The organism is Empedobacter sp. UBA3475, from assembly GCF_002378465.1.
GTDB classification, from domain to species: Bacteria; Bacteroidota; Bacteroidia; order Flavobacteriales; family Weeksellaceae; genus Empedobacter; species Empedobacter falsenii_B.
Window position 1 is genome coordinate 1 of record NZ_DFRA01000055.1, and the last position, 20,416, is coordinate 20,416.

General features: G+C 32.6%; 22 protein-coding genes and 1 pseudogene. 15 read left to right on the forward strand and 8 right to left on the reverse strand.

Annotation, left to right across the window (positions count from 1 at the left end):
* Positions 1–128 precede the first annotated feature (128 nt).
* From B3I31_RS12030 to B3I31_RS14640, 10 genes and pseudogenes are all read left to right on the forward strand, one after another.
* Positions 129–569: an RrF2 family transcriptional regulator gene (locus B3I31_RS12030; RefSeq protein WP_280049699.1), complete on the forward strand. Its 441-nt coding sequence runs from the start codon at positions 129–131 to the stop codon at positions 567–569.
* 56 nt (positions 570–625) lie between these two features.
* Positions 626–1,078, forward strand: a complete 453-nt coding sequence (locus B3I31_RS12035; protein WP_280049700.1) for a hypothetical protein — start codon at positions 626–628, stop codon at positions 1,076–1,078.
* Complete coding sequence (locus B3I31_RS12040) at positions 1,059–1,838, forward strand: methyltransferase domain-containing protein (RefSeq protein WP_280051305.1); 780 nt, start codon at positions 1,059–1,061, stop codon at positions 1,836–1,838. The genes B3I31_RS12035 and B3I31_RS12040 overlap by 20 nt, the downstream gene beginning before the upstream one ends.
* Before the next feature lie 12 nt (positions 1,839–1,850).
* Positions 1,851–2,870, forward strand: a pseudogene (gene nirK, locus B3I31_RS12045) (copper-containing nitrite reductase); the annotation flags it as partial.
* A 35-nt stretch (positions 2,871–2,905) separates the two neighbouring features.
* Positions 2,906–3,721 carry a formylglycine-generating enzyme family protein gene (locus tag B3I31_RS12050; RefSeq protein ID WP_280049703.1) on the forward strand — a complete coding sequence of 272 codons (816 nt, stop codon included), beginning with the start codon at positions 2,906–2,908 and terminating at the stop codon, positions 3,719–3,721.
* A gap of 18 nt (positions 3,722–3,739) precedes the next feature.
* Positions 3,740–4,306: an SCO family protein gene (locus tag B3I31_RS12055; RefSeq protein ID WP_280049704.1), complete on the forward strand. Its 567-nt coding sequence runs from the start codon at positions 3,740–3,742 to the stop codon at positions 4,304–4,306.
* Positions 4,307–4,326: 20 nt separating this feature from the next.
* Positions 4,327–4,737 carry a c-type cytochrome gene (locus B3I31_RS12060; protein ID WP_280049705.1) on the forward strand — a complete coding sequence of 137 codons (411 nt, stop codon included), beginning with the start codon at positions 4,327–4,329 and terminating at the stop codon, positions 4,735–4,737.
* A 78-nt stretch (positions 4,738–4,815) separates the two neighbouring features.
* Positions 4,816–5,532, forward strand: a complete 717-nt coding sequence (gene ric / locus B3I31_RS12065; RefSeq protein WP_280049706.1) for an iron-sulfur cluster repair di-iron protein — start codon at positions 4,816–4,818, stop codon at positions 5,530–5,532.
* A 132-nt stretch (positions 5,533–5,664) separates the two neighbouring features.
* Entirely contained in the window at positions 5,665–8,073 is a 2,409-nt protein-coding gene (locus B3I31_RS12070; protein WP_286475049.1) for a TonB-dependent receptor domain-containing protein, read from the forward strand.
* 270 nt (positions 8,074–8,343) lie between these two features.
* Positions 8,344–8,445 (forward strand): RidA family protein, encoded by a 102-nt coding sequence (locus B3I31_RS14640; protein ID WP_409450811.1) that lies wholly within the window; start codon positions 8,344–8,346, stop codon positions 8,443–8,445.
* 86 nt (positions 8,446–8,531) lie between these two features.
* Here B3I31_RS14640 and B3I31_RS12075 read toward each other — a convergent pair whose 3' ends face one another.
* The 7 genes from B3I31_RS12075 to B3I31_RS12105 all read right to left on the reverse strand — a co-directional run bounded on the left by B3I31_RS12075 (position 8,532) and on the right by B3I31_RS12105 (position 16,420).
* Positions 8,532–9,191: a YggS family pyridoxal phosphate-dependent enzyme gene (locus B3I31_RS12075; RefSeq protein ID WP_280035881.1), complete on the reverse strand. Its 660-nt coding sequence runs from the start codon at positions 9,189–9,191 to the stop codon at positions 8,532–8,534.
* A gap of 3 nt (positions 9,192–9,194) precedes the next feature.
* Positions 9,195–10,442, reverse strand: coding sequence for a DUF1015 domain-containing protein (locus B3I31_RS12080; protein WP_114999388.1), 1,248 nt, complete (start codon positions 10,440–10,442; stop codon positions 9,195–9,197).
* A 33-nt stretch (positions 10,443–10,475) separates the two neighbouring features.
* Positions 10,476–11,426 carry a D-2-hydroxyacid dehydrogenase gene (locus B3I31_RS12085; protein WP_114999386.1) on the reverse strand — a complete coding sequence of 317 codons (951 nt, stop codon included), beginning with the start codon at positions 11,424–11,426 and terminating at the stop codon, positions 10,476–10,478.
* Between the two features lie 86 nt (positions 11,427–11,512).
* Positions 11,513–12,583 (reverse strand): 3-phosphoserine/phosphohydroxythreonine transaminase, encoded by a 1,071-nt coding sequence (gene serC / locus B3I31_RS12090; protein ID WP_038337000.1) that lies wholly within the window; start codon positions 12,581–12,583, stop codon positions 11,513–11,515.
* Positions 12,584–12,745: 162 nt separating this feature from the next.
* Entirely contained in the window at positions 12,746–14,005 is a 1,260-nt protein-coding gene (locus tag B3I31_RS12095) for an aminotransferase class I/II-fold pyridoxal phosphate-dependent enzyme (RefSeq protein ID WP_291060287.1), read from the reverse strand.
* A gap of 93 nt (positions 14,006–14,098) precedes the next feature.
* A complete protein-coding gene (locus B3I31_RS12100; protein WP_038336998.1) occupies positions 14,099–15,136 on the reverse strand; it encodes a PLP-dependent cysteine synthase family protein in 1,038 nt (345 codons plus the stop codon).
* A gap of 129 nt (positions 15,137–15,265) precedes the next feature.
* A complete protein-coding gene (locus B3I31_RS12105; protein WP_038336997.1) occupies positions 15,266–16,420 on the reverse strand; it encodes a GlmU family protein in 1,155 nt (384 codons plus the stop codon).
* 161 nt (positions 16,421–16,581) lie between these two features.
* On the opposite strand from B3I31_RS12105, the gene aroB reads away from it, so the two are divergent.
* Genes aroB through B3I31_RS12125 form a run of 4 tightly spaced genes read left to right on the forward strand, consistent with a single transcriptional unit; the run spans position 16,582 to position 19,931 of the window.
* On the forward strand, positions 16,582–17,634 hold the full coding sequence (aroB, locus tag B3I31_RS12110) for a 3-dehydroquinate synthase (protein ID WP_114999381.1): 1,053 nt from the start codon (positions 16,582–16,584) through the stop codon (positions 17,632–17,634).
* The gene (gene msrB, locus B3I31_RS12115; protein WP_125350119.1) at positions 17,622–18,158 is read left to right on the forward strand and encodes a peptide-methionine (R)-S-oxide reductase MsrB; all 537 of its coding nucleotides are present in this window, start codon (positions 17,622–17,624) and stop codon (positions 18,156–18,158) included. Before aroB ends, msrB begins: the two co-directional genes overlap by 13 nt.
* A gap of 45 nt (positions 18,159–18,203) precedes the next feature.
* Positions 18,204–18,590, forward strand: coding sequence for a hypothetical protein (locus tag B3I31_RS12120; RefSeq protein WP_280062720.1), 387 nt, complete (start codon positions 18,204–18,206; stop codon positions 18,588–18,590).
* A gap of 9 nt (positions 18,591–18,599) precedes the next feature.
* On the forward strand, positions 18,600–19,931 hold the full coding sequence (locus B3I31_RS12125; protein WP_291060283.1) for an MATE family efflux transporter: 1,332 nt from the start codon (positions 18,600–18,602) through the stop codon (positions 19,929–19,931).
* Positions 19,932–20,059: 128 nt separating this feature from the next.
* Here B3I31_RS12125 and B3I31_RS12130 read toward each other — a convergent pair whose 3' ends face one another.
* Positions 20,060–20,329 carry a hypothetical protein gene (locus B3I31_RS12130; protein WP_291088073.1) on the reverse strand — a complete coding sequence of 90 codons (270 nt, stop codon included), beginning with the start codon at positions 20,327–20,329 and terminating at the stop codon, positions 20,060–20,062.
* Here B3I31_RS12130 and B3I31_RS12135 point away from each other — a divergent pair.
* Positions 20,302–20,416 (forward strand): T9SS type A sorting domain-containing protein (locus tag B3I31_RS12135; RefSeq protein WP_291088076.1); only part of this gene is annotated, 115 nt, incomplete at its 3' end. The genes B3I31_RS12130 and B3I31_RS12135 overlap by 28 nt on opposite strands.

The following is a 20,416-nucleotide window of genomic DNA, read 5'->3' on the forward strand; positions in this document are numbered from 1 at the left end:
TTTTCAATCAAATGAACAACTTTATTCTTTATTAATCAAAATGCACAACGGGTAGTTTTAATAAAACACTTTTTTACTCTTTTATTAAATATATAGCGTATATTTGTAGTGTAAAAAAAGATTAAGGAATGTTATCAAAAACTTGTGAATACGCAATTAGGGCGTTGACTTTTATAGCTCAACAAACAAAAGACGGCAACAAGATCAGCATCAAGGATGTTGCAAAAGGAATTGATTCGCCTGAATATTTTATTGCGAAAATTTTACAAGAAATGACCAGAAAAGATTTATTGCAATCGACAAAAGGACCAACAGGCGGTTTTCATTTAAATGAAACCAATTTGAATAATTCATTGGCGAATATTGTAAAAGAATTTGACGGAGATAAAATTTTTAACGGTTGTGCATTAGGTTTAAAACAATGCTCGGAAACAAGTCCTTGTCCATTACACGATCAATTTAAAGGAATAAGAAACAATTTAAAACAATTATTAGAATCGACAACTATTCGAGATTTAGTTGAAAAATTGGAAACAAAAAATGTTTTTTTAAGACTGAATTTTGAATAAAAAAATTTAATTTTAAATCGGATAAATAAGTCTTTTATAAATTTAAAACCGAACTAATGAAAATAAAACATCCTTTTATATTTGCGCTTCTTTTCTTATGGATAGGAATTTTTATCAGCATAAGTTTTATTGAAACGCCTTTAAAATTTCAAGTCACTGGAATGACTTTACCGATTGCATTAGAATTAGGAAAAATCACATTTGGAATTTCAACAATTATTCAATTTGTACTTTTAGGAATTATCCTTCTCCTATTTTTTATCAACCGAAAAGAAATCAACTATCCAATGAAAATTTGTGTCATTATTCTAACGATTATTTTATGTCTTGAAAAATTTTGGATGTTACCTGTTTTGGATGCTCGAGCAGACATTTTAATGACAGGAAAAGGCTTACCTCCTACTCCTTTACACGACTATTTCATTTATGCAGAAAGTTTAAAATTGCTAATGTTAATTGTCTTTTGTGTCACATTAATTACAAAAAAAAATGAGCAAAGATTCTATTGAAAAAATGTCAGGACATTGGGTTTTGGCTAAAGTCGGAAAAAAAGTATTACGCCCTGGAGGGAAACAAATGACCGATAAAATGATCAAATTATTGGATATTAATTCAACGGATCATGTGGTAGAATTTGCGCCAGGATTAGGTTATACAGCAAATATTACACTTCAAAAAAATCCGAAAACCTATATAGGTATTGATTTAGAAGAAGCTATTGTAAAAGACTTAAATCTTAAATTCGGAAATGAGAAAACAACGTTCAAATTAGCTAACGCAGCTCAGACGGAATTGGACAATGAAAGTCAGACAAAAGTTTATGGAGAAGCTATGTTGACAATGCATGCTGATCACCGAAAAAGTGAAATCATACAAGAAGCCTTTCGTATTTTAAAAAATCAAGGCATCTATGCCATTCATGAGTTAGCATTAAAACCAGATCTGATTTCAGAAGAAATCAAAAAAGAGATTCAACGAGAATTGGCTGAAACCATGAAAGTAAATGCACGACCATTAACCATAGAAGAATGGAAAAATAGGTTAATAAATGAAGGATTTGAAATTATCACAATAGAAACTGCAGAAATGCACTTACTAGAACCGTCTCGATTAATCGACGATGAAGGATTTAATGGTTTCATGACTATTGTCAAAAACATTGCAACTCAACCTGAAATTAGAGAGCGTGTAATTAAAATGAAAAAAATATTTAAAAAATACGAAGAGCATCTTTGCGCTACAGTAATTATGGCTAAAAAAACAACTTAACAGATCAAGCACATGAAAAAATTTGTAATCCCTTTTGCAATGGTTTGTTTAGCTTTCGGAATGACAGCTTGTAAACAAACAACAAAATCTACTCAAACTACTGACACTGAAACAATCGCTATTTCGAATGAGGCAGCTGAAGAAGCAAAATTAACTTCTCCACCATTAGTTCCTGAACCAATCGGAGATAGAGCGGCTAAAAAATTAATTGTCCGTTTAGAAACAATCGAAAAAACAGGAGAATTAGCAGATGGTACGCAATATAATTTTTGGACTTTCGGAGGTACAGTTCCTGGTAGTTTTATTCGAGCACGAATTGGGGATGAGATTGAATTTCACCTAAAAAATAATGAAAACAGTGTATTTCCACACAATATTGACCTTCACGCAGTGAATGGTCCTGGAGGTGGAGCTGAAGCATCATTTGTTGCACCAGGTAAAGAAGCTGTATTCAATTTTAAAGCATTAAATCCTGGTTTATATGTTTACCACTGTGCTACTGCTCCAGTTGGAATGCATATCGCAAACGGGATGTATGGTTTAATCCTTATCGAACCAGAAGGTGGTTTACCAAAAGTTGACAAAGAATTCTACATTATGCAAGGAGATTTCTATGTAAAAGGAAACTTTGGCGACAAAGGAATGCAAGAATTTGACATGAATAAAGCTATTGCTGAAACACCTGATTATGTTGTATTCAACGGAAATACTGGAGGATTATTAGGCGACAATGAATTGCAAGCTAATGTTGGCGAAACCGTTCGTTTCTTTGTTGGAAATGGAGGTCCTAACTTAACTTCATCTTTCCACTTAATTGGAGAAATTTTCGATCGCGTATATCCTGAAGGTGGAAGTTTAGTAAACGAAAATGTTCAAACAACACTTATTCCTGCTGGTGGAGCTGCTATTGTAGAGTTCAAAGCTACTGTTCCAGGTGAATATGTAATTGTGGATCATGCTATTTTCAGAGCATTTAATAAAGGTGCTTTAGGAAAAATAAAAGTCAATGGAAATGACAATCCAAAAGTATTTAAGTCAAATAAATAATTAATCTCAGTTCAATTAATATGTACCGTTTAATCGTTATATTAACCGTATTTATTTCACTTTTATCTTGTTCTAAAACGACAACAACAGAACAAAAAAATGAAACCACCACTTTAGCTTTTATCCAAGATGATAAAAAAATGGTGAAAGTTGATGGTGGTTTCTATAAACCGTTTGTTGGAAATCAAGATAGTTTAGTTGAAGTGCAATCGTTTTATATCGATGAAACGGCTGTCACAAATCGCGAGTATATCAAATTTCTAAAGGCAAATCCGCAATGGACAAAAGACCAAGTAAAACGAATTTATGCCGATAGTACTTATTTGAAACATTGGACATCCAATTATGAGATTCCAAAAGGAGTAAGCTTAGATGCGCCTGTCACAAATGTTTCGTGGTTTGCTGCAAAAGCTTATGCCAAAAGTGTAGGAAAACGTTTACCAACAATCGATGAATGGGAATATACTGCACGTGCAGACGAACAAATGAAAGACGCAACAGAAGATCCGGCTTTTACCCAACGTATTCTTCAATTGTATCAAAACAAAATGAGTTATACGAAACCTGTCAAACAGTTTTCACCAAATGCTTGGGGTGTTTATGACCTTTATGGTTTAATTTGGGAATGGACAGATGATTTTAATTCGGTTATGCTTTCTGGTGAATCTAGAAAAGACAATACCGTAAATGAAACGCTTTTTTGTGCTGGTGCTTCGGTTACCTCATCAGATTTGAAAAATTATGCTGCCTTTATTCGTTTCGCTTTAAGAGGTAGTATTGAAGCTAATTACACGGTCAACAATTTAGGATTCCGTTGTGCAAAAGATATTAATTAACCTATAAAATAGAATAAGATGAAAAAAATTCTATTCCTTATGCTTCCACTAATTGTGTTGTTTTCTTGTCAATCAAAAACGGAAACAACCGTAACTGATTCTGAATCGATTTTCAATTTGCAATCCGAATGGCAAACACAAAATGGAAATGAAATCAAATTGGAAGAATTAAAAGGAAAAGTTTTGACTGTAGTGATGATTTATACTTCATGCAAAACGGCTTGTCCGCGATTGACATTGGACATGAAAGACATCGCAACAAAAGTCAATTACAAAGGAAAAGACTTGACTTATGTTTTGGTTTCTATTGATCCTAAAACAGATACACCAGAAAAAATGACCGATTTTCTAAAAAATAATAAAATAGATAATAAACAATGGTTATTTTTGAGAAGCTCTGAAGATAATACACGTGAATTTGCAAATAGCTTGGCAATGAAATACAAACAAATTTCTCCAATCGATTTCTCTCATTCAAACATTATCAGCGTTTTTTCGAAAGAAGGTATTTTAGTTCACCAAAAAGAAGGCTTAGCTATTGACATTGATGAAACGGTGGATGCTATAAAAAAACAACTAAATTAAGAACAATAAAAAATTACGAAATGAAAAAATTAACTTTTATGATGGCCGCTCTTGTTGCGGTGTCGTTCTATTCTTGCAACAAAGCAGAAGACAAAAAATCGACAGATAGCGAAATTGATTATTCAACTGTTGATGTTGGAAAACCAGCTGAAGCACCTCAAGCAGCAGAATTAACAAGTGCTGAAAAAGGAAAAAACTTAGTTGAAAAAGCAGACTGTTTATCTTGTCACACAGTTGACACAAAATTGATTGGACCATCTTATCAAGATGTTGCAGCAAAATATACAGAAGCTGATCGTGATATGTTGGCATCAAAAATTATTGAAGGAGGAAAAGGAAATTGGGGCGATATTCCAATGACACCTCACTCTACAGTAACAAAAGATGAAGCTGGTCAAATGATCGATTATGTTTTATCATTGAAAAAATAATCCCTATAACTCCCCGACATAGGTTGGGGAGTTTTTCAAAAAAATTTAAATTAATAAAGGATATAAAAGTATTTTATTATGAACACTAGAACAGACTTAATAGGAGAAATGGTTGCAGAAGATTTTAGAACTGCTGCAGTTTTCAAAAAATATGGAATTGATTTTTGTTGCCGTGGAGGAAGAACAATCGAAGATGCGTGTAAAGACAAAACTGTCGATGCCGAAACGATTTACAACGAATTAGAAAATATTCCAAATCAATCGAATAATAACATCGATTTCAAATCTTGGCCATTGGATTTATTGGTAGAATATGTGGAAAAAACTCACCATGCTTATGTGGAAGAAAAAATACCTGTTTTACTCGCTTTCTTAGACAAATTATGCAAAGTTCATGGTGAAAGACATCCAGTACTTTATGAAATAAACGCTTTATTTAATCAAACAGCTCAAGATTTGAGTGCTCATTTAAAAAAAGAAGAATTAATTCTTTTTCCATTTATCAAAAAAATGACTCATGCAAAGAAAAGAGGAATAGAATTAGAAGTTCCTCATTTTGGTACAGTTGAAAATCCAGTTCACATGATGGAACATGAACATACCGCAGAAGGTGATCGTTTTGCAAGGATTGCAGAACTTACCAATCATTACACTCCACCAGCAGATGCGTGTAACACTTATCGCGTGACCTATGCAATGTTAGAAGAATTCGAGAATGATTTGCATACTCATATTCACATCGAAAACAACATTCTATTTCCAAAATCTATTCAATTAGAAAAAGAACTTAAATAAGTTTATTCACTCCCAATAATCCCCTTATTGGGAGTTTTTGATTCTTTAATTCATTATTATTTAAGATATTTTCACTTATAGTTTTGTAACTTTTTGATGATTGATGCGTCTTATTTGTAAACAACCCTATAAATGAAAAAATATTTTCTTCCAATTATTTGTATTGCATCTGTTCATACTTTTGCTCAACAAGAAATAAAAGGAACTTTTCAATATACCAATCAAGCTCCAATAGCGTTAGCAGATGTAATCATTTTTCAAGGCGAAAAAATTATAGATGAAATTTCTACTGACAAAAATGGGCACTTTACGGTTATTTTAGAAGAAGGAACTTATACGTATAGAATTGAAGAAGCTGGAATTTTACTTCATTCATCCTCTCTCACGATTATGAATCATACGGATTTAGGAATTATTTTAGTTCCTAAAACTGAAAATGTAACCTTAACGGAAGCTGTTGTTACAGGTCAAAAAAAATTAGTTGAAAAGAAAGTAGACCGATTAATTTTCAATGTCGATCAAGCAGAAGGTGCAAAAGGTGGAAATGCCTTAGATGCATTGAAACTTGCGCCACGTATCGAGGTGGAAGAAGCGACAGATGCTATTTCGATTATAGGAAAAGGTTCAGTAAGCGTCATGATTAATGACCGATTAATGCAAATGAGCAGTGAACAATTGTCAAATTATCTAAAAACCATTCGAACAGAAGATATTGAAAAAATTGAAGTCATTACAAATCCTCCAGCCAAATACGATGCGACAGGAAACAGTGGAATCATCAATATTGTATTGAAAAATGCAAAACAAGAAAGTTTGAATGGTTCTATTTCGACTTCATACAACCAGCAAAAATACGGTGGATTCAATTTGAACGGGAATATCAATTACCGCAAAGGAAAATGGACATTAACCTCTAATATTTATAGTGGTAAAGGAAATTGGTATGGTAAAAGTAAAAACACAACTTTATATCCAGATCAAAAATGGACTTCGGACGGAATTAATAAAAATGAGAACAATTATTATGGTGGTCGAATTGGTATTGATTATCAAATCAATGACAACTTAATTACAGGTTTCAATTTAGATATTTCAGATGGTAAAGGAGAAAGTAAAGGAAATTCAGTCATTGATATTTTCGATTTAGTGAACAACAAAACAAATCGTTATATGACGACGAATTGGGATGGTGGAAAATGGAATTGGAATTATCTGGGATTAAATTACCATATCATCAAAAAATTCAAAACGGAAGGTAAAAAGTTAACATTCGATTTTGACTATTCGAATAACGGAAACGATAGCAATAACAAAAATATCAGTAACGAATTTGATCCTAATTGGGCAGAAATCCCTGGTAAATACGAAAATAATTACAGCTTAAATGACGGCTCTTCAAACCGATTCAATGCAAGTATCGATATGGAGCATCCTGTTAATTCGTGGAAAATGAATTATGGAACGCGTTTACGTTGGGCAACAGATGAAGCGGAAAATCAACGATTTTTAAAACTTAATCCGAATGATAATTTCCATGAAGATACCGATTTTGCAAGCAAATACAATTACAAAGAGAATGTCTACGCATTGTATTATTCGGTAGAAAAACAATTGAGTGAAAAGCTGACAGGAAAAGTTGGGTTACGCTATGAGCATGCACAAGTGAAAAGCATTATGGAAGATCCGAAAAATAATTACGAAAAAACTTATGACGGCTTATATCCTACCGCTTATTTGATGTATCAATCATCGGAAAATCATTCGTTTACATTAAACTATAGTCGTCGTGTAGATCGTCCATTTATTTGGTATTTAAATCCAAGAAGAACGAAACAAAATGAGTATAATTATTCAGAAGGAAATCCAAATTTGACGCCTTCTAATTCGAATAATTTCGAGTTAGAGCATGCGTATAAAGATTTATTGGTAACAAGTTTGTATTACCGCAATGCGAATGATCTTTTTGAACAAGTAAGCATCATGGATCCTGATACCAAGATTACACTTTCTAAGCCTTATAATATTGGAAAAACATATAGTATTGGTTTAAGTGAAAACATCAACGTAAAACCTTATAAATGGTGGAAAGTAAATGCTTCGGCAGATGTTTTCTATCGTAAAACAACCAGTAAAATTCCTGAAATGAATTATACATTAGACGGAATGAATGGGGAATTTAGAATTACAAATAATTTAGATTTAAATAAAAAGAAAACACTTTTTGCTAATTACACTTATTCATATTATACAAAAAGTACAGATGGATTAGACAAATTTGGAGATTTTATGCGTCATAACATTGGTATGAGAGCAATGGTATTTAAAAAGAAATTACAACTTTCGGCAAATATCTCTAACCTTTTCGAAAATAAAAATGGAACTTACACAAGTACGTCTAACAACGTAACAAATATGGGAGTTAATCAAGCTTTCAGAATGTATCGTATTGGAATTAGTTACAATTTCGGAAAACAATTTAATATAGAACGCTCAAAATCTAACCAAGAACAAAGCGGCGGAGGCGGTGGAGGAAATGGTTAAAATTTATTCCTGAATGAATAGAACCTGAACAAATCTGTTCAGGTTTTATTTTTTTATAATGATTATTGATCCAATTCTATCAATAGTTTTTTTAATTTGGATATACTTGTAATATATCTTGATATAAAGATATATTTAAAACCAATAAGAAAATTATTCAAACAGAAAATATACCAATTGCAAATGGACACTACTCACAATGTAAAATAATGGAATTCTATTTCTGGTCAATTACCAATAGATTGCGAAACCAAAAAAATTCTGTTAACAATTTTAGAGCAAACTAACTTAGTTTTTAAAAATATCGAAACGATATTACATGAAGCTAATAGCGATAAAAACCATGTATTTCTGGTGGAAATGTCAATTTAAACACTTTACCTTTTTAGAAATTGTTGTATAAATAATAAACCCCTAAAACATAAATTTCAGGGGTTTTGTATTGCAATAATATTCTGTTAAATCGAATAATTACGATGTCCAAAGATCGAACTCCCAATGCGAACCATTGTACTGCCTTCTTCTATCGCGATTTGATAATCTCCTGACATTCCCATTGATAAAATAGAAATGTTTTGATAAATAGATTTCAATGAATCAAAGTTAGATTTTAAAGAACGGAATTCTTCATGAATCTGACTTTCATCTTCCGTAAACGTTGCCATTCCCATCAATCCAACTACGCGAACATTTGGTAAATGCTGAATTTCTTCTTGCATTATCTGTTGAATTTCTTCTTCATCCAAGCCAAATTTTGTTTCTTCATCTGCTATAAATTGTTGCAACAACACATCAATTACGCGATTATTTTTTTCGGCTTGTTTGTGAATTTCTTTCAACAATTTTAAACTATCAACACCATGTATCAAATGCACAAAAGGCGCCATATACTTCACTTTGTTGGTTTGCACATGACCAATCATATGCCAACGTATATCCTTTGGAAGAACTTCGTATTTATCGCACATTTCTTGAATCTTGTTTTCACCAAAATCTCGCATTCCAGCCGCATAAGCTTCTTGCAAATCCTCCACAGGTTTTGTCTTAGAAACCGCTACCAATATCACATGAGCAGGAATTGTAGCTTCGATTGTTTTTAAATTTTCTTGAATACTCATTTTTTATTCTTTCAAATCAAATACAGCAAAACCGCTTAATGGTTTTGGTTCGATATATGTACTTTTTGGTGGCATTTTAAGCCCTAAATCCGCAATCAATTGCAAATCCTTCACATCCACTGGATAAAAAGCAAAAGCTGCAATATAATCGTGATGATCAACTTTATTTTTAAGCGCTTCTACTCCTTCTCTATTGCGCGTACCACATTCGTAATGAATGCGTTTATCCTTTTTAGAATCTTGAATATTTAGAATTGGTTTCATCACATTTTCTTCGAAAATATAAGTATCCAATTCGCTTAAACCTTCTGTCATTAATACATTATTTTTGACATATAAACTATAATATTGACCATCTAAATACATCACAATATGATGTTTTTTGGTTGGCACAACTAATTCATCACCTTTCGGAATAATTTCAAAATCAGCTTCTAAAGCAGTTAAAAACACTTCTGGAGTTAAGCCGTTTAAATCTTTAATTAATCGATTATAATCATTGATAATCAAATCTTCATTCGAAACTAAAAGTGCTAACGTATAATTAAACGCTTCATCACCATAGACTTCATCTTTCGAATTTTCAATCGCAAATTTTGTGTATCGCTCCGAACTTTCCATACGATGATGTCCATCTGCAATATACAATTCGTCTAATTTTTCGATTGAATCTTTTAATTGTTTTAAATTTAAACGATTATCAACTCTCCACAACAAATGTTGCGTTCCGTTTTCTTCTTCTATTTTCAGAATCGGCTTGCGTTTCATTTCCGTATCAATCAACAAATCTACACGTTGAGCAGGTTTATAGGTCAACAAAACAGGTTCCGCATGGAAATGAGATTCTTTCAAATAATCAGCAAATAATTCCACACGACGCTCCAAAGTTTCTTCGTGCTTTTTTATTTTATTTTGACGATAATCATCAATATTCACCAAGCCTAAAAGTCCTTTTGTTTCGCGTCCATCAGGCTGTATGACTTGATAAATATAAAAAGACGACTTGTCTTGCGTTAATATTTTTTTCGAAATAAAATCCTCAAAATTCTCACGAACTTTTCTGAATTTCTCTTTCGGATCTTGAATCGTTTCGTCCCAAGTTGGCAAAATAATATGCAAAAAAGAGTTTTCTCTGTTATTGATATAATAATCCAATTCTTCTTTCGAATATTGATTAACGGCAAGCGTCACAAATTCTTGAGAAGTTTCTTCTGTAGGTCGAATTCCTTTGAATGGTTTAAATTGAGGCATTTTGAATAGTTTTAGATAGAATGAAACTCAAAATTATTTTCCGTAAATCTCAACGATTTGCGAAGCTAATTCAGTTCCAATTCTGTCCTGCGCTTCATTCGTAGAACCTGCAATATGAGGAGATAATGACAAAGATTCGTTCATCAACAAGCCCATTTCTGGTGTTGGCTCATTCTCAAAAACATCTAAGGCTGCTCCAGCAACTTTTCCGTCTTCAATTGCATCAACCAAAGCACGCTCGTCAACTACTCCACCACGAGCCGTATTAATTACAATCACGCCATCTTTCATTTTTGCAAATTCTTTTTCACCCAAAATATATCCATCTTGTGCTGGAACATGCAGCGAAATGAAATCTGCTTTTGTAATGACTTCATCAAAATCAACAGAAGTGATGGTAAACGTTAATTTTTGACCATCAAAAAATTCTAATTCAATGTCACGTGTTGCTGGGAATTTATCATACACTAAAATATTCATTCCTAAACCAATCGCTTCACGAATTACTTCTACACCGATACGGCCAAAACCGATTACACCCATTGTTTTTCCTCTCAATTCGATTGCTTTTGCGTAAGCTTTTTTCAATCCATTGAAGTTAGAATCTCCTTCTAAAGGCATATTACGATTGGCTTGGTGTAAATTACGAACGATAGAAAACAAATGCGCAATTACAAATTCTGCTACAGATTGAGAAGAAGATGCTGGCGTATTAATCACCTGAATTCCTTTTTCGCGTGCATAAGCAACATCGATATTGTCCATACCAACTCCTCCACGACCGATAATTTTAAGATTTGTCGCATCAATCAAAGGTTGACGAACTTTAGTCGCAGAACGCACTAAAAGTACTTCAACTCCATTTTCGTTGATATAATTTTCTAATTGTTCTTGTGCTACGTGAGCAGTTATTACTTCGAAACCTTTTGCTTCTAAAGCTTCTATTCCTGCCTTAGAAATTCCATCGTTTGCTAATATTTTCATGTTATTATTATAGAATTAAGATGTAGATTTTAGATGTTAGATAATATATTTCTCAATACTAATATCTAGCATCTAATGTCTGCTGATTAACCAAATTTTTGTTCAAATTGTTTCATTACTTCTACCAAAACTTGAACAGATTCTAATGGTAAAGCATTGTACATAGACGCACGGTATCCACCAACATCACGGTGACCAGCCAAAGAAACAACTCCAGCTTCTTTTAACATTGCATCAAAATCAGCTTTGAAATCTTCGTTATTTAAGACAAAAGTGGCATTCATTTGAGAACGATCTTCTGTTGCAGCAGTTCCTGTAAATAATCCGTTACGATCAATTTCAGCATACATTGCATCTGCTTTTGCAGTATTAATTTTTGCAATCGCTTCTACTCCACCTTGCTCTTTTAACCATTGTAAATTTAACATGACACCGTAAATTGCAATTACTGGCCACGTATTAAACGATGATTCTTTTTTGATATGTGTTTCGTAGTTTAAATAATCGGGAATATTACGTCCCGTTTTACCTAATAAATCTTTTTGAACGATTGCAACAGCAGAACCTGCAGGTCCCATATTTTTTTGGGCTCCAGCATAGATTACACCAAATTTAGAAACATCAATTGTGCGAGATAAAATATCCGAAGACATATCACAAACTATTGGAACTGGAGAATTTGGAAACTCTTTCATTTGTGTTCCAAAAATGGTATTATTTGATGTGCAGTGGAAATAATCAACATCTGAAGGAACAGTATATCCTTTTGGAATATAACTATAATTTTGATCTTTTGAAGAAGCAATAACTTCGATTTCTCCGAAACGCTTCGCTTCTTTGATAGCATTTTCTGCCCATTTTCCTGTTTGTGTATAAGCTGCTTTTCCGCCTTCTTTCAATAAATTGTAAGCTACAGTAGGAAATTGCAATGAAGCTCCACCTTGCATAAAAACTACGTCATGTGTTTCTGGAACATTCATCAATTCTTTTACCAACGCTCTTGCTGTATCAATTACTTCTACCGCATCTTTGCGACGGTGAGAAATTTCTAAAATTGATGTTCCTGAATTGTTGAAATCTAAACAAGCTTGAGCCATTTTGTCGAAAACAACTTGTGGTAAAATGCATGGTCCTGCACTAAAATTGTGAATTTTCATAATTAAAATTGTTGTGTGTTTGTGTGTCTAATTTGTAAACAAATATAGTAAATCAAATATGGAAAAAAGTGAATAATTACTTTACTTTTGAACAGAATACAAACAAAAAACCCTAAACTAATTCAGTTTAGGGTTTTTCTATTATTTGATTGAATATTTATTTTAGTATTGAACAAAATCAACATTCAATTCTTCTGCTTTGCGTTTGTAATATCCGTCAGCTAATTTATCTTTAATCTCAGCAAATGAGTTTAACGTATATTCGATGTGTTCGTCTTCGTGAGCAGCAGTTGGAATAATACGGAAAATAATCATTCCTTTTGGAATAACTGGATAAACTACTACAGAAACGAAAATACCATATTCTTCGCGCATTTCTTTTGCCAATACAGTCGCTTCGATAGGAGAACCATTCAATACGATTGGCGTAACACATGTGTTAGAACCTCCAATATCAAATCCTCTTTCTTCTAATCCTTTCTGAATTTTTTCTACATTGTGCCATAACTTATCTTTAAGCTCTGGTTGAGAACGTAATAACTCAAGACGTTTTAAACCTCCGATTACCATTGGCATTGTCAATGATTTAGCAAAAATTTGAGAACGTAAGTTATATTTTAAAATACGAATAATGTCTTTGTTACCTGCAATAAATGCTCCGAAACCTGCCATAGATTTTGCAAAAGTTGAGAAATAGATATCAATCTTATCTTGACAACCTTGCTCCTCTCCGGCTCCAGCTCCAGTTTTACCTAATGTACCAAAACCGTGTGCATCGTCTACTAATAAACGGAATTTGTATTCATCTTTGTAAGCCGCAATCTCTTTCAAAATACCTTGCTTACCAGTCATTCCAAAAACACCTTCTGTAATCACTAAAATTCCGCCTCCTTGTTTATCAGCTAATTTACGTGCACGAGCAATTGTTTTTTCAAAACTTTCGATGTTGTTGTGTTGGTAAATAAAACGTTTACCAAAGTGTAAACGAACTCCATCAACAATACAAGCATGACATTCAGCATCATAAACGATTACATCATTTTTAGATACTAAAGCATCAATTGTAGATACCATTCCTTGGTATCCAAAATTCATTAAATAAGCAGACTCTTTTTGAACAAAATCAGCCAATTCTTGCTCTAATTGTGCGTGAAAATCTGTTTGTCCAGACATTGCGCGAGCTCCCATTGGATAAGCCATACCATATTCAGCTGCCGCATCAGCATCAGCTTTACGAACTTCTGGATGGTTAGCTAAACCTAAATAGTTATTGATTGACCAAGTAATTACTTTTTTACCTTGGAATTCCATTACGGGTCCAATTTCTCCTTTTAACTGTGGAAAAACATAATAACCTTCACCATAATCAGCGAATTGACCTAATGGTCCAGGGTTCTGTTTTAAACGTTCAAAAATGTCCATTTTATTATAGTTTAATTTTTTATTAATTGAAAAAAAGTAGAAAGTGAACGAACACTACCTACTTTAAATATTTAATTTTTACAAATATACGTATTATTTAATTCTTTCGACTGTTGCTCGAGCTTCTAAACCATTGAGTCTGCTATTTGTAAAGCCTTGCTCTGCCATCCAATCATCACTAAAAACTTTTGTCATATAGCGCGAACCATGGTCTGGATACAAAATTACAACTAAAGAATTTTCGTCAAATTCTCCAGCTTCAGCCAATTGTTTATATGCTTGTGTTGCAGCACCAGAAGTATATCCTGCCATAATTCCTTCTTTCAAAGCAATTTCTCTTGTACGATAAGCAGCTTCTTCGTCTGTCACTTTGATAAAAGAATCAACCATTTCAAAATCTAAAGCTCCAGGAACTAAATTTTTTCCCATTCCTTCGATTCTGTAAGGATAGATATCATTCTGATCAATTTTTCCAGTTTCGTGATAACCTTTCAATATTGATCCATAAGCATCAACTCCGATGATTTTCACATCTGGGTTTTGCTCTTTTATATAACGTGCACTACCTGTCAAAGTTCCTCCTGTACCTGTACAACCGATTAGGTGAGTAATTTTACCCTCTGTTTGATTCCAGATTTCAGGACCTGTTGTTAAATAGTGAGCTTCTGTATTCCCTTGATTAAAATATTGATTAATATAAAGAGAATTTGGCGTTTCCGCAGCAATACGTTTTGCTACTTCGTAATATGATCTTGGATCATCAGCAGGTACATTCGCAGGGCACAAAAATACTTTTGCTCCCATCGCTTTCAAGAATGAAATCTTTTCTGCCTTTGTTTTATCCGATACCGCTAAGATACATTTGTACCCTTTTACGATAGCCACCATAGCTACAGCAAATCCAGTGTTACCTGAAGTTGTTTCTACAATCGTAGCACCAGGTTTTAATAGACCATTTTTTTCAGCCTCTTCTATAATATGTAAAGCTATTCTGTCTTTTGTTGAATGTCCAGGATTGTAACATTCTAACTTTGCATAAACTTCGCCTGGAATGTCTTGGTTAATTCTGTTTAACTGAACTAATGGAGTATCTCCAATTAACTCTAAAACGTTTTTATATTTACCAGTCATTTCACAAATATTCTTTTCTAACAAAAAGCAAAATTAAGGATTTTTTAATTAATTGTTAAAAGATTAACACGTAAAATTAATCATATTACAATTTTAAACTTAAATTCTTATGATTTACTCGTTATTAAATTAGTTATTATTTAAATTAAAAATATGTTCTAAAATTCTTTTATCAGCAAGTGTAAAAGCAATTTTTCTTCTTTCCATCATTTTTTCTGCAGCTTCACAAGCTTTATCAAAATTAAAAACAGGAGCGTCTGATTGTCCACCCCAACTATAATGTTTAATCATATTTGGTGGAAAACCTGATTGAAAAACGTTCGCACAAACTCCAACAACTGTACCAGTATTAAATTGTGTATTGATTGCAGATTTAGCATAATCGCCCATTATTAAACCACAAAATTGCAAACCTGTTTTTACAAATCTTTTTTGGTTATAACTCCATAACTTTACTTCTGCATAATTATTTTTCAAGTTTGAGTTATTTGTATCCGCGCCTAAATTGCACCATTCTCCAATTACAGAATTCCCTAAAAACCCATCATGTCCTTTATTTGAATATGCTATTAGGATTGAATTATTTAATTCACCACCAACTTTACAAAAAGGACCAATCGTACAACCAGCATATATTTTTGCACCCATATTTATTTTTGCATGCTCGCATAAAGCTAATCCGCCACGAATCATAGAACCTTCCATAATTTCGGCATCTTTTCCAATATAAATTGGACCTTCTGATGCATTCAAAATAGAAAATTCAACTTTCGCACCTTCTTCAATAAATATTTTTTCAGGAGCTAAAACTTGGTTGGTTGTAGATATTGATTGAGAAGTTCTTCCTTTTGTCACCAAATCAAAATCAAATTCAATTGCCTGGAAATTGTAAGTAAACAGATCCCAAGAATGTTGTAGATGAATTACTTCATCTTCAAATTGAATAATATCTGATGTGATTTTTGGAGTTTCTTCAGTTGATTTAACTGCTACAAGTTGATTGTCAAAAATTAGGGTTTGGTTTGGTTTTAAATTCTTTATCGCTTCAATTAATTTTTCATTCGGAAAAAAAGTTGGGTTGATAAATGTATTTTCTGTTTGAAGTTTAGCAGGAAATTTTTCTTGCAAATAAGGTTTCGTTTGATAAGAAACCTCTGTATTTAGTATTTTTTCCCAACGTTCTGCAAAACTCAATATCCCCATTCTTAGGGCAGCTACAGGTCTTGTAAATGTTAGGGGCAAAAAATCTTCCCATTCTTCGCCATCAAAAAGAACTATGTTCATTGATCTATGAATTTGTGCAAATTTAAAAATAATTATTTTATAAGTCGATAATATCAATATAGATTCTATCGACAGCCCTCCTAAAATAAATCATTCAAAATATTTGGTTGATGTAAAAAGGTCGTCGTAATTTTAGGCACATTTTAAAAACATTTTTCATTTTGAAATCAGCTCCGATTCATTTTGGTTCAATCGCATATATATTAGACGATTACCTTGCAAATAACACTTTTTCTTCTATCTTCTTTTTGGTAGATGAGAACACTCATGTGCATTGTTTACCGCTATTATTAGCCGATTTGGACAATATTTCTGCTTACGAAATCCTTGAAATTGACTCTGGAGAAGAAAATAAAAACATCGATACTGTAACTAATCTTTGGTTAGCATTAAGCGAGTTGGGTGCAGATCGTCATTCATTAGTTATTAATGTTGGTGGTGGAGTTTTAACGGATATGGGAGGTTTTATGGCTTCTACTTTCAAGCGTGGAATCAAATTCATCAACATTCCAACTACGTTATTATCGCAAGTTGATGCTTCTGCTGGTGGAAAAAATGGAATTGATTTGGAAGGAATGAAAAACATGATTGGGACATTTACACAGCCGGAAATGGTGTTAGTTGATCCTAAATTTTTGTTGACATTAGAGCAACGTCAAGTAAAATCTGGCTTAGCCGAAATGTTAAAACATGGTTTAATCAAGAACCGTGATCATTGGGATAATTTGGTGCAATTACCTTCGCACGATGCCGAATCTTTAGCTCCTTTTATCATGGATTCTATTCATATCAAAGAAAATGTGGTTGACAATGATCCATATGAAAAAGGTGAACGCAAAATTTTAAATTTTGGTCATACAATAGGTCATGCTATAGAAAGTGAATCCTTAGAAACTGATTTTCCGCTTTTACATGGAGAAGCAATTGTAATCGGAATGATTATTGAGACATTCCTTAGTTATGATCAAGAATTAATTTCTAAAGCTGATGTGGAAGAGGTTTGCGAAAGTTTTTCGTCAATGTATGCATTAAATACAATTGATATGAAAATTTTTCCGAACTTAATGGAATGGATGAAACACGACAAAAAAAATCAAAACAATTCAATCAACTTTAGTTTGATCAACAAGATTGGAAATTGTCGTTATGATGTAGTTTGTACTGAAGAAGAAATCAGACAAGCTTTTGAAAAATATAATCAATGGATTGCCTAAAAAAATATACTTCTTTTTTTGTTGTTGGATTAATAATGAGCCTTATGGCTGCTTGTACATCTCAACACAAGAAAGAAGATGCTAAAGTAGAACAACCTTCAAACACTGTTACGATGAACGAAAAACCTCAATTCAATATCAATAAGTCAAACGAAGAATGGAAAAAAGAACTTTCTTCTGAAGAATATTATGTTTTAAGAGAAGCTGGAACAGAACGTCCTTTTACAGGAAAATTCAACATGCATTTCGAAAACGGAATTTATACATGTAATGCGTGTGGAGAAGAATTGTTTTCTTCTTCTTCTAAGTTTGATGGACATTGTGGTTGGCCAAGTTTTGACAAAGAAATAAAAGAAGGTAAAATTGTAGAACGCGTAGACACTTCGCACGGAATGAAGAGAACAGAAATTCTTTGCGGAAATTGTGGAAGCCATTTAGGACACGTTTTTGATGACGGACCTACAGAAACTGGTTTACGTTATTGTGTGAATTCGCTTTCGTTAGATTTCAAACCTGTAAAATAAAATCAAAAAGCTGTTTCGACAGCTTTTTTAATGCAAAAATACTTTATGAAAATACTTCGTATCATTATCGTTCTTATCTTATTGTTATTAATTTATAACGGTGTTTACAATTACAATTTAATGGTGAATATAAGAACAACCGATCGTCCGATTAATCCATTGCGCTACATCTTTTTCGGTTTTTATTTCTTCTTAATTCTTTTGAATTTGATCGAATATATTCGTGGAAAATTTACTTACGGATCATTCAAAAAAGTAATTTATTATTTAATTTTTGCTGGATATTTAGCGTGTATTTTCATGTTCAAATACAACAATTATCACATTCCGGGTTTGCCACTTTTGGGTTATTTTACATTGGTCGGAACTACCTTATTTATGTTGAGTCAAATCATCAAAAACAAACCTCCGTACAAACGCATAAAAAAATAATTCTTCGAAATGAGTTTGGTTTCGGATAGAATTACGTTCAAACAAATTAATCAATTAGCGATTCCTGCGATTTTTTCGGGAATTGCCGAATCTCTTATTACCTTAACCGATATTGCTATGGTGGGTAATGTAAAAGAATATTCGGTTGAAGCACTTGCTGCTACTGGTTTAGTTGGTTCTTTTCTTTCAGGAATTATCTGGATTGTTGCCCAAACCAAAACCTCTATTTCGTCTTTGGTTTCGCAAAGTTTTGGAGCAAATAAATTGGAAAGTCTCAAAACTTTAGTTCCGCAAGCGATGTATTTCAATATATTTTTGAGTTTACTTATTTTTGTTCCAACGTATTTTTTTGCACAAAATCTATTCGAGTTGTACAATGCAAAAGATTTGGTTCTTCAATTTTCAGTAGATTATTACAAAATCAGAGCATTTGGTTTTCCATTAACACTTATTTCGCTCACTCTTTTTGGAGCATTTAGAGGAATGCAAAACACCGTTTGGGCAATGAAATGTAGTTTAACAGCTGCATTTGTTCATGTCTTTTTAGACTATATTCTAATCTTTGGAGTAAATGGGATAATCCCCGCTTATCATATTAAAGGCGCTGCTTATGCAAGTTTAATTGCGCAATTGATTATGGTAATTATGGCGTTTTACTACTATTTCACGAAAACTTCATTTGGATTAAATCCAGGAAAAACCATTCATCCACTTTTTAAGAAATATGTCAACTTAAGTTTCAATTTTATTTTGCGAACAGCTTCACTGAATGTTGCATTTTTTCTTGCCAATTCTTATGCCACCGATTATGGAAAAGATTATATCGCAGCTCAAAGTATTTTGATGAATATTTGGTTGTTCTTTTCATTTTTTATCGATGGATATGCTGGCGCTGGAAATGCAATGGCAGGACGATTACAAGGCGAACGAAATTATTCTAAACTTTGGATTTTAAGCAAAAATATTTCTAAATATTCTGTTTTAATTGCATGTATTTTAATTACTATTTGTTTCATTTTTTATAATCAAATTGGGCAAATTTTCAATCAAGACCCGAATGTTTTGACCATTTTCAATTCGGTATTTTGGATGGTTTTACTGATGCAACCAATCAACACATTGGCTTATATTTTTGATGGATTTTTCAAGGGAATGGGCGATGCAAAACTCTTGCGAAACAACTTAATTATCGCAACATTTCTTGGTTTTCTACCAACCATTTATCTTGCAGATTACTTTGGTTTAAGTATTTATGGAATCTGGATTGCATTCGGCATTTGGATGTTTTTACGCAGTTTTCCGTTGATATATATTTTTAGAAAACGAGTTTTGAATCAATAAAAAAAGTCGCACAAGAGCGACTTTTACAATTTATCTAAATTCTATTTTTCTTAAGGTGTAGAAATAGAAGCTTGTTGAATTTTTCTGTTGAAATAAATTTTAGAAAAACGAGTTCTATCAAGCTAAAATTATTTAATATTAAACTGTAAATCTCTCTCGATAGAGTTATTAAGTTTCTTTAATTCTTCTTTCTTTTTAAGTTTTTTTTCTTGATCAATCTTTGCATTTTCTCCCGTTTTTGCAGTGATAACTTCTGGATTTTCTTTATAATCTTTGATATATTTTACAAATTCAGATTTTTGCGAATTAATCTTATTAAAATCCTTATAAATCGGATATTCAACATCATCTTCGTTTTCTTTTATACTAATTGGTACATCAAGAAAGCTATCAACCAACTTCATCATTTACAAATAAAACAATACAATTAAGTAAACTTTCGGCTGGAGTTTACATCGTAAAAGTACAATCTGCCGATAAAGTTG

What these genes read in the sequence shown, in the direction of transcription:
- B3I31_RS12030 (WP_280049699.1), top strand. Translation starts at nt 129, where the DNA reads ATGTTATCAAAAACTTGTGAATACGCAATTAGGGCGTTGACTTTTATA.
- B3I31_RS12035 (WP_280049700.1), top strand. Translation starts at nt 626, where the DNA reads ATGAAAATAAAACATCCTTTTATATTTGCGCTTCTTTTCTTATGGATA.
- B3I31_RS12040 (WP_280051305.1), top strand. Translation starts at nt 1,059, where the DNA reads ATGAGCAAAGATTCTATTGAAAAAATGTCAGGACATTGGGTTTTGGCT.
- B3I31_RS12050 (WP_280049703.1), top strand. Translation starts at nt 2,906, where the DNA reads ATGTACCGTTTAATCGTTATATTAACCGTATTTATTTCACTTTTATCT.
- B3I31_RS12055 (WP_280049704.1), top strand. Translation starts at nt 3,740, where the DNA reads ATGAAAAAAATTCTATTCCTTATGCTTCCACTAATTGTGTTGTTTTCT.
- B3I31_RS12060 (WP_280049705.1), top strand. Translation starts at nt 4,327, where the DNA reads ATGAAAAAATTAACTTTTATGATGGCCGCTCTTGTTGCGGTGTCGTTC.
- ric (WP_280049706.1), top strand. Translation starts at nt 4,816, where the DNA reads ATGAACACTAGAACAGACTTAATAGGAGAAATGGTTGCAGAAGATTTT.
- B3I31_RS12070 (WP_286475049.1), top strand. Translation starts at nt 5,665, where the DNA reads ATGAAAAAATATTTTCTTCCAATTATTTGTATTGCATCTGTTCATACT.
- B3I31_RS12075 (WP_280035881.1), bottom strand. Translation starts at nt 9,191, where the DNA reads ATGAGTATTCAAGAAAATTTAAAAACAATCGAAGCTACAATTCCTGCT.
- B3I31_RS12080 (WP_114999388.1), bottom strand. Translation starts at nt 10,442, where the DNA reads ATGCCTCAATTTAAACCATTCAAAGGAATTCGACCTACAGAAGAAACT.
- B3I31_RS12085 (WP_114999386.1), bottom strand. Translation starts at nt 11,426, where the DNA reads ATGAAAATATTAGCAAACGATGGAATTTCTAAGGCAGGAATAGAAGCT.
- serC (WP_038337000.1), bottom strand. Translation starts at nt 12,583, where the DNA reads ATGAAAATTCACAATTTTAGTGCAGGACCATGCATTTTACCACAAGTT.
- B3I31_RS12095 (WP_291060287.1), bottom strand. Translation starts at nt 14,005, where the DNA reads ATGGACATTTTTGAACGTTTAAAACAGAACCCTGGACCATTAGGTCAA.
- B3I31_RS12100 (WP_038336998.1), bottom strand. Translation starts at nt 15,136, where the DNA reads ATGACTGGTAAATATAAAAACGTTTTAGAGTTAATTGGAGATACTCCA.
- B3I31_RS12105 (WP_038336997.1), bottom strand. Translation starts at nt 16,420, where the DNA reads ATGAACATAGTTCTTTTTGATGGCGAAGAATGGGAAGATTTTTTGCCC.
- msrB (WP_125350119.1), top strand. Translation starts at nt 17,622, where the DNA reads ATGGATTGCCTAAAAAAATATACTTCTTTTTTTGTTGTTGGATTAATA.
- B3I31_RS12120 (WP_280062720.1), top strand. Translation starts at nt 18,204, where the DNA reads ATGAAAATACTTCGTATCATTATCGTTCTTATCTTATTGTTATTAATT.
- B3I31_RS12125 (WP_291060283.1), top strand. Translation starts at nt 18,600, where the DNA reads ATGAGTTTGGTTTCGGATAGAATTACGTTCAAACAAATTAATCAATTA.